The organism is Chryseobacterium shigense (genome assembly GCF_900156575.1).
Classification (GTDB): domain Bacteria; phylum Bacteroidota; class Bacteroidia; order Flavobacteriales; family Weeksellaceae; genus Chryseobacterium; species Chryseobacterium shigense.
Window position 1 is genome coordinate 346,019 of sequence record NZ_FTNY01000002.1, and the last position, 14,017, is coordinate 360,035.

Genomic DNA, 14,017 nt, shown 5'->3' on the forward strand with positions numbered 1-14,017 from the left:
TTTATTATGTCTTTAAATGTCATTGATTTAATTAAAGGACAATTAGGTCCCGCTTTGGTTTCACAAGCAGCTTCCCAGTTTGGGGAAAGTGAATCCGGTATTTCAAAAGCAATTGGAGGGTTACTCCCTGCAGTTGTGGGTGGATTAGCAAATAATTCTGACAATCCGGGAGTTTTGGATGCAATTACCAATGCCTCGTCGAGCGGAATTTTAGGGAACTTAATGGGAGGTGCCTCCAGCAATCCTGTTATTTCCACTTTGTTGACCTCTATTTTTGGAGACAAAATCAGTGGAATAGTTAATGCAATTGCTACTTATGCAGGAATCAGCAATAACTCTTCAAGTTCACTGTTGAATTTAGTAACGGGAGCTACGGTAGGATCTATCGGAAAATATGCTGCTGATAATAATTTAGACAAATCGGGTATTTCAAATCTGCTAGGTGAGCAAAAAGGAATTATTTCTACGCTTCTTCCGGCAGGACTTTCTCTGGCATCTCTGAATATTGGAGACTGGGCTAAAGGATACAAGTTTGATAATAACAATGATGCTGTTAGACCAACCTCGAGCGAAGAGCCTAAAATAGAAGTTACAAGAAGTACGACTGCTGCAGGAACCAATCCTGACAGAAATAATAATGAAGGCGGAGGTTCAATCTGGAAATGGTTGCTTCCGCTTTTACTTTTAATTGCCGCCGCTTATTTCCTTTGGAAACAATGTGACAAGAAACAGACGACTACAACGACAACGACCGTTGATTCCAGCGCATCCAAAACGGATACAGCTGCTACAATGACTCCTGCAGATACTTCTGCATCTACAGCTACACCAGTTGCGAAGACAGATGAAAACATTGATCTTAACGGTGTAATGCTTAAAGGTTACAAAGGAGGTATGGAAGATCAGATGATTACTTTCCTTAAATCAGGGAATTATAAAAATGCTGCTGATGACGCTGCATTAAAAGACAAGTGGTATGATTTTGACCATGTCAACTTCAAAATGGGAAGTTCTTCAGAATTGGAAGCAGGTTCTCAGGGACAGCTTGACAATTTAGTAGCGATTTTAAAAGCATTCCCGGATGCGAAAATCAAAATCGGAGGGTATACAGATAAAGTAGGAAATGAAGCCAACAACGTAAAATTATCTAAAGCAAGAGCTGAATTTATTAAAGCTGCTTTAGCTAAAGCTGGAGTTGGAACTCAGGTTTTAGAAGCAGAAGGTTACGGAAGCCAATTTGCTAAAGTTGATCCTAAAGCTTCTGATGCAGAAAGAGCTGCAGACAGAAAAATGTCTGTAAGATTTGCAAAATAGATTTTTAGAATCCATAAAAATAAGATCCCGAAACTTAGTTTTCGGGATTTTTTTTTCACCTGACTTTCGTATTTACATTTATTTAAGTAGATTTGTTAGTCATTTCTAACAATTATGAATTTCAATTTAAATAACGCCTGGCGTAAAGATAAAACCTCCCACTCCCTTCCTGAGGTATATTCATCTATAAAAGTTCCCAAACACGGATCGTTTTGGAGGAAATATCTTGCATTTGCCGGACCCGGGCTGATGATTGCCGTAGGATATATGGATCCGGGAAACTGGGCTACTGATATTGCAGGTGGGGCCCAATTCGGATACACCCTGCTGTCGGTCATTCTTATTTCAAATATCTTCGCTATGGTTTTACAGCATCTATCTGTAAAACTGGGTGTTGTAGCGGAGAGAGATCTGGCACAGGCATGCCGTGATCACTTTAGCCCCACAACCAACTTTATGCTATGGGTATTCTGCGAAATAGCTATTGCTGCCTGCGATCTCGCGGAGGTAATTGGTTCAGCCATTGCTCTAAACCTTCTTTTCCATATTCCGCTGACCTGGGGAATTGTGATCACAACCGTAGATGTTCTGATTATACTCTTGCTTCAGGCTAAAGGTTTCCGGTGGATAGAAAGTATTGTTGGCGGACTTATTTTCATTATTCTCGCGTGTTTTATCTATGAAATTGTGATTTCACAACCCGCTATCAATGAAATACTGGGTGGGCTTGTTCCTCAAAAAGAAATTATTCAAAATCCGGCCATGCTGTATATTGCCATTGGAATTTTGGGAGCTACGGTGATGCCGCACAACCTGTACCTGCACAGCAGCATTGTTCAGACCAGAGATTACACCCGTGATCGCGAAGGAAAAAAAGAGGCCATAAAATTCGCCACTTTAGATAGTACTGTTTCATTGATGCTGGCTTTCTTTATCAATGCAGCAATCCTTATTCTGGCAGCGGCTACGTTTCATACTACAGGAAATGAGCATGTGGCAGACATTCATGATGCCTATAAAATGCTTACTCCCATTTTGGGGGCTTCTATGGCAAGTATAGCTTTTGCAATTGCTTTGCTGGCATCAGGACAAAACTCAACGCTGACGGGAACTTTAGCCGGACAGATCGTTATGGAAGGCTTCTTAAATATCAGGCTAAAACCATGGCTGAGAAGATTAATCACACGACTGATTGCCGTGATTCCGGCTTTAATAGTTGCTATTCTTTATGGTGAGCAGGGAACCACCGACTTATTGGTTTTAAGTCAGGTCATCTTATCAATGCAGCTGAGTTTCGCCGTCGTTCCTCTCGTTATGTTTACTAATGATAAAGCTAAAATGGGAGAATTCGTCAATAAACCATTCCTTAAAATCTGTGTATGGGTGATTTCTATTGTCATCATTGTTTTAAACCTATATCTTTTGTATCAGACATTTACTTGATAGAAAAGGAAGGAAATGTCTGGAGAATAATGAATCTTCAATGGTGAATAATAAGTACATCCCGGATTCACTTTTGACCTGCGCAGCAGAATTCACATTTCACCTTTACCAATGGTGAATTACTTCCAGTCAAAACTGACAATTGGCTTCGGTTTTTTCTGCCTTAATGTCCATTTTTTCTATTTGGCAGGCTCTTTGTCCAACAACTATTTAAATAAATATTGAATTATGGAAAATCAGGATATTAACGAAGAAAGCATCAATAATCAGGAAGAAAACAACATTCAGAACGAAGTGGCAGCTGAAGAAAATGTGACAGCAAAACCTTCTGCAGAGGAACTTTTGGCAGAAGAGAAAGACCGTTACATCAGATTATACGCTGAGTTTGAAAACTATAAAAAAAGAACGGCAAAAGAGAAGATGGAGTTCTTTCAGTATGCCAACCAGGATTTGATGATTTCTATGCTTGGAATTCTGGATGATTTTGAAAGAGCTTTAAAAGAAATTGCTAAAAACGGAAATCCATCTGACCTTCAGGGTGTAGAACTGATCTATCAGAAATTTAAAAACAGACTTACCGAAAAAGGCTTAAAAGCAATGGAAGTAAAAGCAGGTGATACATTCAATGTTGACTTCCATGAGGCAATTACTCAGATTCCTGCACCGTCGGAAGATCTAAAAGGCAAAATCGTAGATGTTATCGAAACAGGATATACTTTAAGTGATAAAGTGATCCGTTTTGCTAAAGTAGTAACAGGAAACTAATAGTAAATAAATGATAAATGATGATAGATAATTGATTGACAGCGGGTTTTCAAACCATAAGCAATAGGCATCAATTATCATTTATCAATAATCAATTATAAGAATATGTCAAAAAGAGATTATTACGAAGTTCTTGAGATCAGTAAATCTGCATCGGCCGAGGAGATAAAGAAATCATACCGAAAAATGGCCATCAAATTTCACCCTGATAAAAATCCGGGAGATAAAGAGGCTGAGGAAAAATTTAAGGAAGCTGCAGAGGCTTATGAAGTGCTGAGCGACGATCAGAAACGTGCGAGATACGACCAGTTTGGCCATGCCGGAATGAGTGGTAACGGTGGTTTCGGAGGCGGAGGCTTCGGTGGAGGGATGAATATGGAAGATATTTTCAGTCAGTTTGGAGATATTTTCGGAGGCGGAGGAGGCTTCGGTGGTTTTGGTGGTGGCGGCGGACGCCAGCAGGTAAAGGGTTCTAATCTTAGGATCAGAATCAAACTGAACCTTGAAGAAATGGTGAACGGAACGCAAAAAACCATCAAAGTTAAAAAAATGAAGATGGCCGATGGTGCCACTTCCAAAGTCTGCCCTACCTGTAATGGTTCCGGTGTTCAGATGAAGGTCATGAATACGATGTTCGGGCAAATGCAAACACAGACTACCTGTGGATCTTGCCAGGGAATCGGAAAAGTTGCCGATAAAATTCCTGCAGGAGCCAATGCTCAGGGATTGATCAAAGATGAAGAAGAAATCTCAATCAATATTCCGGCAGGTGCAAGAGACGGTATCCAGCTTAATGTAAGAGGAAAAGGGAATGATGCTCCGTTTGGAGGAATTCCGGGAGACTTATTGGTCATCATTGAGGAGGAAGTAGATAAGACAATCAAGAGAGAAGGTGACAATCTTCACCAGGAATTATATATTTCTTATGCTGAAGCTGCATTAGGAACTAAAAAAGAAATCCCTACAGTAGGCGGTAAAGTAAAAATTACCGTTGATCCGGGGACTCAGTCCGGAAAGATCCTTAGACTAGCCGGAAAGGGACTCCCAAGCATCGACAGCTATGGAAAAGGAGACATGTTCATTCACATTAATGTCTGGACACCGCAGAAACTGAATAAAGAACAGAAAGATTTCTTTGAAAAACAGATGTCAAGCGGAGATATGGTAGCAGAACCTTCCGGAAAGGAAAAAACTTTTTTTGATAAAGTGAAAGACTTATTCAATTAAAATATAAAAAGAGGCTTTTAGAAAGCCTCTTTTTTTTATGATTCAAGTCAAACAGTGAAAGCAGGTTTCAAAAGTATTGAAACTTGTTTTTATTTTAGATTTACTTTTTTATAATCTTCAGAGTCTGATCTTTTTTATTATATTTCATGTGAATCAAATACGTTCCGGATACACAGTTTCGAAGGTCAATCTTCAGTTTATCTCCTTGTCTGATGGATTCCAGGTTTTTAATCAGCTTTCCATCCATTCCATACAGGGATAAATTTACCGGTGTACTTTCAGAATTTACATTAATAAATAGGAAATCTGTTACAGGATTCGGATAGAATGAGAGTTCTTCTTTTTTCGACGCTTCGCCTATATTTAAAGATTCATTGTTTATGGTAATCCTGGCTAAGGCAAATTGTCTGTCATCATGAGTAGAATCTCCTGAAATGAGGATTTTTCTACTGCTGTCAAATTTCATTGCTGATAATCTTCGTACAGAATTGGAAGTTGGAAGTCTGAATAATCCGTTAGTTCCAAACGAAAGGTCGGGAGTTCCGTCATAATTAAATTTGGTCAAAAACATCCAGTCATAATCCAAATAACTTCCTGTAAAATAAAATGTTCCTCCTACATAGATCCCATTATCACCTAAAAGTATAGAGATCGGTACCTCACTTGTTACATTCGGGATGTTGACCACCTTTCGTTTTACAATACCTGCGGTTCCAAAACTATTGACAAACTGGCCATCAGAATTTATTTTTGCCACCCAGGAGTCCCTGATACCATTATTGAATGCAGAACCTACTATATAAAAATTTCCGTTGGGATCCTGAACTATATTTCCAAACTCAAAAGGATTTCCAAAATTGAAAATCAATTTACCATTGGTTCCGAAAGTTGTATCAATGGTACCGTTCATATTTAATCTTACAACATACACGTCACTGCGCCCGTTTACATTGTCTGTGGTATCGGTAATTCTTCCTATTCCGGCAATAATTAGCTTATTGTTAGCTACCAGAATACTCAGGGCATTTACTCTTTCCTGAGATACGCCAGTGTTTAGAGCAAGATAAAGTCGTCCATTAGTTCCAAAGGAGGTGTCTGCGGAACCATCCTGATTCAATTTTAATAAGCAGGCTCTCCTTTTTGGATATCCATATTCTGCCCCACCACACACTATGATTTTTCCATCTGATAATTCTACAGCACTGTAAGCGACATCAATGGTTTCTACATCTGCCGGATACCCCATATTGACAGCAAGCCCGCCTCCAGTTCCAAAAGTTGCATCTAAAGTACCATCTGCATTAAACCTTTCAATAAAAAAATTCTGATTGTACGTATGGCCTACACTTCCGATCGTTAAATATTTACCCGAGATTAATTTAATGACTTTATAATGGGCAGATTGGTTCTGAGTGATCTGCACCCCTGCAGTCCAAAATGATGTATCCAGATTTCCACTGGAGTTGACTTTATAAATCGCTCTTTTTGATCCGGGGCCAACGTTTCCAAGGACAACCATGCTGTTATCCGGCTCGATGAGAAAATCACCAGATTTGTCCAAAACTGTTGACGGATTAGTGAAGTTAAAGCCATTTACACCAAAAGTAGTATCCAAGGTTTGTGCACTTGAAAATAATGAAGAGAGTAAAAAGATTCCATAGAATAGTTTTTTTGTCATGTTTATTTTTTTTTGCAAATATAACTTTTCCTTTGCCAAAATCTTTTCCGATCATCTTTACTAAAATGAAATATTGAACAATTCGTTAATTTCTATGTAAAAAGTGTTTAGAAAAGGCATAAAAAAAACCGTATTCACAGATGTGATACGGCTTTGTTTTATCAATGTTATTCAGATTTACTTTTTAACCACAAGTGAATAAGTTTTTTTTCCCATCGTAAAAAGCGCTACAGCAAATAAACCTCCGATAAGTCCGAGAATAATTTCTTTTAAAATAGTAAGCAACTCATTAGAAGACCAGGAAGGTAAAACATGGTGAAAAAATTCTATTCTATGGGCAAAAATACCGCCAGCTACCATAATCAAAGCAATGGTTCCTATAACCCCCAAGGCTTTAATAACAACAGGCAAAGCTTTCACCAAAAAGTGCCCAAGCTTTCCAAAGAAGCCTTTGTCATTACTTTTTTTGATCAATTTGAATCCTGCATCATCCATCCTTACAATCAGGGCAACAATTCCGTACACTCCCACCGTAGCGATAAAGGCAACCAGACTTGTTACCAAAATCTGGGTAATGAAAGGGTGACTTTCTTCCAAAACGGTTCCTAAAGCAATAATAACAATCTCTACAGATAAAATAAAATCTGTGGTAATGGCCGATTTTACTTTTGCTTTTTCTATTTCCTGATCACTCTTTTCGTCTTCAACAATTTCTTCTACCACTTCATGACCTTTTTTATCTTTGTGAAAAAGAAATTCTATGATTTTTTCAACCCCTTCAAAGGACAGATATAATCCACCCAGAATCAGCACATAGTTAATGGCCGGAGCATAGAGCCAGTTGAGAAGGAATACTACAGGAAGAATGATCAGCTTATTGATGAAAGAGCCTTTTGTAATAGCCCATAAAACGGGAATTTCCCGTGAGGAAATGAAGCCTGTCGCTTTTTCTGCATTCACCGCCAGATCATCTCCAAGAATGCCTGCTGTTTTCTGTGTGGCTATTTTACTCGTAACTGCCACATCATCCATCAACGCCGCAATATCATCCAAAATCGCAAAAAAACCAGATGCCATATATTTTAATATTTTTTTAATCTTTGTTAAGTTCAGCAAAAATAATTATTAAAATCTATTTTTATTTGTTTCTGAATATTAATTTTAAATATTTTCTGTGCATGGCTGCTCATCTGAGCGAAACTCTGCTTATTTTTAACTTTTTTAAACAAGATACCATGCGACATACATATTATACTCTTTTTTTAGGATGTCTGACTGTTCTATTCACTCCATACTGCTCTGCATTAAAAGCCCAAAGTAAGGCGGATATCAGTCTGATAAAGCAGGAAAAAAAGAAGCAGGAAATAGACAGCATTGTAAAAGCGTATGCATCTATCAGCAAATTCAACGGAACTGCTTTGGTCCATTACCAGCACAAAACATTCTTCGAAAAATCCTATGGCTGGCAGGATGCAGAAAAAAAGCTCCCAAATCAAAACAGCAGTATTTACCAGATTGCTTCTTTAACCAAATCTTTCACGGCACTGATCATTGTAAAACTAAGTGAAGAAGGAAAACTATCGGTTAAAGATCCTGTTTCCAAATTTATTCCAGACTATCCTAGAGGAAGCGAAATTACCGTTGAACATCTCCTTACCCACACTTCGGGAATTTATGAGGCATTGAGAAACAAAGAGTATTTCCGTCTGCTTCATACCGGAGAAACCATCACGAAAAATAGAGAAATTTCATTTTTTAAAGATGAGCCTCTGGATTTTACACCGGGATCTCAATTTTCGTATACCAATTCGGGATATATTCTGCTGGGAATGATCATTGAAAAGATGACAGGTCTCTCCTATGAAGATGCTGTAAGAAAAATTATCCTGAATCCATTGAAAATGAATCAGACCGGATTTGATTATCCTGCCTTGAAAAGTCCTTACAAAACCGTTCCTTATTCTTATCTGTCAGAAACCAAACAGGAAAAGACAGAAATCTGGAATCCGGCATTAACAGGACCTGCGGGACAAATTTACAGTACTGTGGAGGATTTGTACAAATATTATGAAGGCATCAGAGATTACAGAATTGTTTCTAAAGAATCATTCAAAAAAGCGACCACACCTTATTTAAGTGGATACGGTTATGGCTGGTTCATTGATGATCTTTATGGAAAAAAACTGATCAATCATGGAGGGAATATAGAAGGTTCTACAAGTTATTTTGCGATGCTTCCTCATGATGACATTTGTATTATACTTCTTAATAATATTACGAGCAAGAAACTGGAGAAAGCGGGTAATACTATTTTGGCGGCACTTTTAGACCAGCCCTATGACCTTCCCAAACCTAAGAAAGAGATCACTCTGGATGGTTCTGTCATGAAAAAGTATGCAGGCAATTATGAGCTTTCCGAAGATACTGTCATCCATATCTTAAACGAAAACGGGCAGCTTTTTATTCAGAATAATAATGATCCTATGAGAAGAATGCTGGCTGAAAAAGAGGATGTATTCTTTCTGTCTGATGATGACACAGAAATCTCTTTCATTTTCAAAAAGGGTGAAAAAGATGTTATCATCATCAAAAAAGGACTTTCCTCAAAAACGGCAGAGAAACTATAACCTGAAACATACAAATGGTCTCCAACCAGATAAGATAAAAAAGTGAAAAAATATTTTATACTCTTACTATTTTCAGCGCTCTGTTTACATTCTCAGGAAATAAAAAACAAAGAGGTGTTCAGAAAATGTAAAAAACAATACTCTAAAAAGATCTGCCTTTCGGATGAAGATCAAGACGGAGTTATTTTCTATCTGGACAAATGCCCGAAAGAAAGTGGCTTTTCAGAAATTTCAGGCTGTCCGTGGCCGGATAATGACGAGGACGGTGTCATTGATAAAGAAGATGCCTGTCCCCATGAAAAAGGCGACGCTCAAAATAACGGCTGTCCCTGGCCTGATACGGACGGCGACGGAATCCTGGACAAGGATGATGCCTGTCCTACGCTCCCCGGTGGTCCGGAGGCCAACGGATGTCCTTCTAATAATTGTGATGAATTTTTCAAAAAGGAAGCTGAAATTTTAAAAGAATTTAAAGAAAAACACATCCTGGAAAAAGAGAAGTTTAAAGCCTTGAGAACAGTGATATTCGACCATATTCCAAGAGAATTATTCCCTAAAAACAATATCTCGGTAAGTATACATACCTATACTTTTATTAATGATAACATCAGCAACTGTGCCTCAAAATCTACCTTAGGTTTCAATAAAAGTCTATTTCTTGACCAGCTTTTCTGGACAAAAGATACGTTTGATTATGTTGCAAAAAAATTAAAGAAAAACCTTTTCCCCACTTATGATTTTGGAAAATTGCCGATCGGCACTGATCTCTTGAATGACTACAGACAGGGAGGCTATTACGATTTTATAGAAAGCTTTCCGCAAACTCTTGAACTCAACAGAAATATCATGGTATATTATGATCGTGGCAATAAGGAGAAAGCTGAATTTCATCCCTACAATACCCGGTTAAAAGTAAACTTCGGGCTTTATGCGGCTAAGAATAGGGTCAGTGTCGAAATCAGAAATGTTCCCAAAGGCTATTATTCATATACATTCGAATACATTGCCGGACAATGGAAGTTTATAAAAAAGGAGGAGCACTCTTATTAAACAACGGGCAGAAAAAGAATAAAAATCATTTTTCCGGCCTTATATAGGCAGATAATATTCCGTAAATTTATCTTATGAAAAAGCTTGTTCTCAGATACCATTTTTTTATTGTAGGATCTCTAAGCTTCCTGATGCAGTCTTGCAATACAAGATTTAGGGTCTGGGTAGGGACAGGCGGGCAGCAGAAAATCTATAATTTGAAATACGGAGAGCATAAAAGACAGAAAATGGATGTTTTCCTCCCACTGGACTATGCAGAAAATACCCCTGTTGTTCTGATCGTACATGGCGGTGCCTGGACGCTTGGAAAAAAAGAACATATGATTCAGGTTCAGAAAATGCTCTTTAAAAATAAGATTCCAAGTATTAATATGAATTACAGGCTGGTTTCCAAACAAAAAAGCATTACTTATAAGCAGCAATTGGAAGATATTGGCCTTGCCATTGAAAAATTTAACTCTTTGGCTGAAAAAGCAGAACTTCAACCGAATAATTACATTCTTTTAGGTGAAAGTGCAGGCGGGCATCTGGCTCTTCTATACGGCTACCGACACCCTGAACAAGTCAGAAAGATCATTTCACTGAGCGGGCCTACAGATTTTTACAGCCAGGAATACCTCAACTCATTCTATTCCAAATATACGTCTCCTACTTTCCAGAAGGTAGTAGGGTCAAAATTCGACCGTAAAAATCTATCCGAAGCTTTTAAAGAAGCCAGCCCCATTGCTAATATATCCAATGTTCCTACCCTGCTGTTTCAGGGAAACAATGATTTTCTGGTGAATCAGCATCAGGGTTTGTCCATGGATTCCGCACTTACAAGACAAAATATACCTCATAAACTGATCTTTATGAAAAGAACGGGCCATGTTCCCAGGTTTTTCAGTAAAGTAAAGAGAGACAGCATCATCTATCCCAATATCCTGGAATGGATAAAAAAATAACCTGCCGGAAAGCAGGTTATCAATATGTTTTTGTAATTATTTATTAGTCTAAATCTTTGTTCTCGTATTTAGAATGATCTTCTTTTTTCCCGAAAACAAATTTGATAATCACCGGAAGTGTTGTCACCAAAACGATGATAATGATGATCAGCTCAAGTTTCTCCTTTAAATTGATTCCAAACTGTTCCTGGAAAAGCTTATCTAGATAATGTCCTGCAAAAATCAGGATAAATGACCACAAGATCGCTCCTATCACATTATCTCTTAAGAACTCTTTCTTGTCCATTTTGACAATCCCTGCAACTATGGGAGTAAAGGTTCTCACTACAGGTAAAAATCTAGCCATAATGATCGCCAGCGCCCCGTGTTTTTCAAAAAAGTCATGAGCCTGATAAAGATATTTTTTCTTAAACAGCATGGTGTCTTGCTTTTTGTATAAGGCAGGGCCTGCTTTCACTCCAAAGTAGTAACCTATCTCATTTCCAATAATGGCAGCTAGTGCTACACATGATGCAAGGATAGTGGTATCCAGGAAGTCGCTCCCTGTGGAGCCGAAAGTCTCTTTGATGATTTCAACAGCATAAATTCCCGATACAAACAGTAATGAATCTCCAGGCAGGAAAAACCCTACAAAAAGACCTGTTTCAGCAAAAACAATAAATAAAATAAGCCAGAATCCACCCATTTTAATATAAAACTCGGGATTCAGTAAATCTCTCCAGCTATTGAAATCTTCCATATATAACGATTGACAACAAAAGTAAGCGTAAAATGTCTTAAACAAAAATTAATTATAAGATTTTAACTAAAATAGATGCATGATATTTTACAAGTCCATATCATCATCTGAAACAGCGGTACCGTCGGCCATCAGGAAGGCTTTTAGGAATGGCGTGATATTTCCGTTCATCACAGAATCCACGTCTGATGTTTCATGAGCAGAACGAACGTCTTTCACCAGTTTATACGGATGCATCACGTAGTTTCTGATCTGGCTTCCCCACTCTATTTTCATCTTATTGGCTTCAATCTCTGTTCTTGCTTTCATACGTGCTTCAAGCTCCATTTCATAAAGTCTTGAACGAAGGAGCTGCATGGCTTTTTCCTTGTTCTGAAGCTGGGAGCGGGACTCGGAGTTTTCAATGATGATTCCGGTTGGTGCGTGACGAAGACGTACGGCTGTCTCTACCTTGTTTACGTTTTGTCCCCCTGCTCCGGATGACCTCATGGTTTCAAATGAAATATCAGCAGGATTGATGTTGATTTCAATAGTATCATCCACCAAAGGATACACATACACAGAAACAAAACTGGTATGACGCTTCGCATTGCTGTCAAAAGGTGAAATCCTTACCAGCCTGTGTACACCATTCTCGCCCTTCAGGTATCCGAAAGCATATTCTCCGTCAATCTCCAGGGTAACAGTTTTCACTCCGGCAACTTCACCTTCCTGATAATTTAGCTCGCGGATCTTATATCCTTGTTTTTCAGCCCACATGGTATACATCCTCATCAGCATGGAAGCCCAATCACAACTTTCCGTACCTCCTGCCCCGGCAGTGATCTGAAGAACGGCAGAAAGCTCGTCTCCTTCATTGGAAAGCATGTTTTTGAATTCAAGGTCTTCTATTTTTTCTACAAGTTTTGGAAATGTTTCATCCAATTCTTTTTCAGAGTCCGGATCTTCTCTGGCAAATTCTGCCAGTACCTGCAAATCTTCAAACTGGGTACTGATCTCTTCATAATCTTCTACCCATCTTTTTTTAGAGCGGAGCTGTTTCAGAAAAACTTCTGCTTCTTTTGGACTATCCCAAAATTCGGGAGCAGCTGTTTTTTCATCATCGTTTGCTATTTCGATCTTCTTTTTTTCGATCTGAAGGTATTTATATAAGTCTTTGATTCTGGACTGAACTTCTTTTATCTGGTCGTTGTTGATCACGAATTTGTTATTTTATACAAAAATACGGAATTCTTTTGTGAGTTGGTTTCGAGTTTGAGAGTTTAGGTGGGAAGAATTTTCAGGATCCGGGTTTAAGGGTAAGAGAGTTTTTAGAGTTGATAGGTTTGGGTGCTTATTAATTTCTTAGTCAAAAATTTTATCTCATATACAATCTAATGTTTTAGGGTTTGAAATATTTACTGAATTCCAATTTTAATTTATATTTAGGTAACCCAAAAATAAATTGAATGGATAGTAACCAGATGAATATTTTAATTAATGAACGTAAAAACAATGTCTTGCAATTGCAAAAACTGATCATATCAATGAATATAATCTATGAAATGCATCAGGATTTCTGCGCCTTTCTTGCCGAAAAAGTACTTCAGCAATTAGAAAAAGGATCAGATCCGCAGAAGATACGGAGAATTATAGAATCCGAACTATGTGTGGGATATGGTTTATACAGGCATGAATTCAATTCAGAACAAATAATCAATAGTATTATGAAGTGGTGGGAAAATAATTAATTATTTATTTTTCCATCTATTATTTCAGCTTCAAAGCTTTTCATCAGGAATTCTTTTGATTTTTTACTTTCAGTTTTGAAACCAAGCATTGTTAAAGCATAGACGAATAATAGCATTCCTACGGGAACCAAAAAAAATACAGATATTTTTTGCTGTACGACCCCTAAACTGATTAAGAAAAACATAACGAACCCACACCAAAATATTAAAAAAACAAATACAAACACATGTAATTTCATTGTAACCTCTATTTGAGTTCCGTAGTTGTCCTTTTGAATGATACCGGTTAATTGCGGAAGAAAAGAATTTCTGTAATTGATTACTCTGTTTATTTCAAAACGCTTATCATTAATGGATCCTTCATATTCTTTTGTTGATGTTTTACCAAAACTAAATTTTTTTGGCTCAACAAAACCTGAAAGTCTTGTTATTATTTCCTGTTCGGACAATTTTGTTCTGTAAATAATACGTTCAAAAGGTAAATATTTCATTTCTACATA

General features: G+C 37.8%; 12 protein-coding genes and 1 pseudogene. 8 read left to right on the top strand and 5 right to left on the bottom strand.

Annotated elements, in window-relative coordinates; genetic code table 11:
- Positions 1-6: 6 nt before the first annotated feature.
- The 4 genes from BW964_RS07005 (at position 7) to dnaJ (ending at position 4,749) form a co-directional block, all read left to right on the top strand.
- Positions 7-1,314, top strand: a complete 1,308-nt coding sequence (locus tag BW964_RS07005; RefSeq protein WP_076505991.1) for an OmpA family protein — start codon at positions 7-9, stop codon at positions 1,312-1,314.
- 114 nt (positions 1,315-1,428) lie between these two features.
- Positions 1,429-2,757 carry an Nramp family divalent metal transporter gene (locus BW964_RS07010; RefSeq protein WP_076505992.1) on the top strand — a complete coding sequence of 443 codons (1,329 nt, stop codon included), beginning with the start codon at positions 1,429-1,431 and terminating at the stop codon, positions 2,755-2,757.
- Positions 2,758-2,985: 228 nt separating this feature from the next.
- Entirely contained in the window at positions 2,986-3,522 is a 537-nt protein-coding gene (locus BW964_RS07015) for a nucleotide exchange factor GrpE (protein WP_073336787.1), read from the top strand.
- Positions 3,523-3,627: 105 nt separating this feature from the next.
- The gene (dnaJ, locus tag BW964_RS07020; protein ID WP_076505994.1) at positions 3,628-4,749 is read left to right on the top strand and encodes a molecular chaperone DnaJ; all 1,122 of its coding nucleotides are present in this window, start codon (positions 3,628-3,630) and stop codon (positions 4,747-4,749) included.
- Positions 4,750-4,849: 100 nt separating this feature from the next.
- Here dnaJ and BW964_RS07025 read toward each other — a convergent pair whose 3' ends face one another.
- Together BW964_RS07025 and BW964_RS07030 are read right to left on the bottom strand one after the other, a co-directional pair.
- On the bottom strand, positions 4,850-6,427 hold the full coding sequence (locus BW964_RS07025; protein ID WP_076505996.1) for a T9SS type A sorting domain-containing protein: 1,578 nt from the start codon (positions 6,425-6,427) through the stop codon (positions 4,850-4,852).
- 177 nt (positions 6,428-6,604) lie between these two features.
- Complete coding sequence (locus tag BW964_RS07030) at positions 6,605-7,504, bottom strand: DUF808 domain-containing protein (RefSeq protein WP_076506699.1); 900 nt, start codon at positions 7,502-7,504, stop codon at positions 6,605-6,607.
- Positions 7,505-7,662: 158 nt separating this feature from the next.
- Between BW964_RS07030 and BW964_RS07035 the strand changes: the two genes are divergently transcribed.
- The 3 genes and pseudogenes from BW964_RS07035 to BW964_RS07045 all read left to right on the top strand — a co-directional run bounded on the left by BW964_RS07035 (position 7,663) and on the right by BW964_RS07045 (position 11,048).
- A complete protein-coding gene (locus BW964_RS07035) occupies positions 7,663-9,054 on the top strand; it encodes a serine hydrolase domain-containing protein (protein WP_165789223.1) in 1,392 nt (463 codons plus the stop codon).
- A gap of 162 nt (positions 9,055-9,216) precedes the next feature.
- Positions 9,217-9,471, top strand: a pseudogene (locus BW964_RS22925) (thrombospondin type 3 repeat-containing protein); the annotation flags it as partial.
- A 707-nt stretch (positions 9,472-10,178) separates the two neighbouring features.
- Complete coding sequence (locus tag BW964_RS07045) at positions 10,179-11,048, top strand: alpha/beta hydrolase (RefSeq protein ID WP_076505999.1); 870 nt, start codon at positions 10,179-10,181, stop codon at positions 11,046-11,048.
- Positions 11,049-11,091: 43 nt separating this feature from the next.
- Here the strand turns inward: BW964_RS07045 and BW964_RS07050 are convergent, their stop codons facing one another.
- Both BW964_RS07050 and prfB read right to left on the bottom strand, forming a co-directional pair.
- On the bottom strand, positions 11,092-11,787 hold the full coding sequence (locus BW964_RS07050; RefSeq protein WP_076506000.1) for a DedA family protein: 696 nt from the start codon (positions 11,785-11,787) through the stop codon (positions 11,092-11,094).
- A gap of 87 nt (positions 11,788-11,874) precedes the next feature.
- A complete protein-coding gene (gene prfB, locus BW964_RS07055; protein WP_076506002.1) occupies positions 11,875-12,987 on the bottom strand; it encodes a peptide chain release factor 2 in 1,113 nt (370 codons plus the stop codon).
- A 326-nt stretch (positions 12,988-13,313) separates the two neighbouring features.
- Between prfB and BW964_RS07060 the strand changes: the two genes are divergently transcribed.
- Positions 13,314-13,517, top strand: a complete 204-nt coding sequence (locus BW964_RS07060; RefSeq protein WP_123912032.1) for a 6,7-dimethyl-8-ribityllumazine synthase — start codon at positions 13,314-13,316, stop codon at positions 13,515-13,517.
- Here the strand turns inward: BW964_RS07060 and BW964_RS07065 are convergent.
- Positions 13,514-14,008 (bottom strand): hypothetical protein, encoded by a 495-nt coding sequence (locus tag BW964_RS07065; protein ID WP_076506005.1) that lies wholly within the window; start codon positions 14,006-14,008, stop codon positions 13,514-13,516. The genes BW964_RS07060 and BW964_RS07065 overlap by 4 nt on opposite strands.
- Positions 14,009-14,017: the final 9 nt, after the last annotated feature.

Coding starts and splice junctions, on each gene's coding strand:
- BW964_RS07010 (WP_076505992.1), top strand. CDS start 1,429: ATGAATTTCAATTTAAATAACGCCTGGCGTAAAGATAAAACCTCCCAC.
- BW964_RS07025 (WP_076505996.1), bottom strand. CDS start 6,427: ATGACAAAAAAACTATTCTATGGAATCTTTTTACTCTCTTCATTATTT.
- BW964_RS07045 (WP_076505999.1), top strand. CDS start 10,179: ATGAAAAAGCTTGTTCTCAGATACCATTTTTTTATTGTAGGATCTCTA.
- BW964_RS07065 (WP_076506005.1), bottom strand. CDS start 14,008: ATGAAATATTTACCTTTTGAACGTATTATTTACAGAACAAAATTGTCC.
- BW964_RS07060 (WP_123912032.1), top strand. CDS start 13,314: ATGAATATAATCTATGAAATGCATCAGGATTTCTGCGCCTTTCTTGCC.
- BW964_RS07035 (WP_165789223.1), top strand. CDS start 7,663: ATGCGACATACATATTATACTCTTTTTTTAGGATGTCTGACTGTTCTA.
- dnaJ (WP_076505994.1), top strand. CDS start 3,628: ATGTCAAAAAGAGATTATTACGAAGTTCTTGAGATCAGTAAATCTGCA.
- BW964_RS07030 (WP_076506699.1), bottom strand. CDS start 7,504: ATGGCATCTGGTTTTTTTGCGATTTTGGATGATATTGCGGCGTTGATG.
- BW964_RS07050 (WP_076506000.1), bottom strand. CDS start 11,787: ATGGAAGATTTCAATAGCTGGAGAGATTTACTGAATCCCGAGTTTTAT.
- BW964_RS07005 (WP_076505991.1), top strand. CDS start 7: ATGTCTTTAAATGTCATTGATTTAATTAAAGGACAATTAGGTCCCGCT.
- BW964_RS07015 (WP_073336787.1), top strand. CDS start 2,986: ATGGAAAATCAGGATATTAACGAAGAAAGCATCAATAATCAGGAAGAA.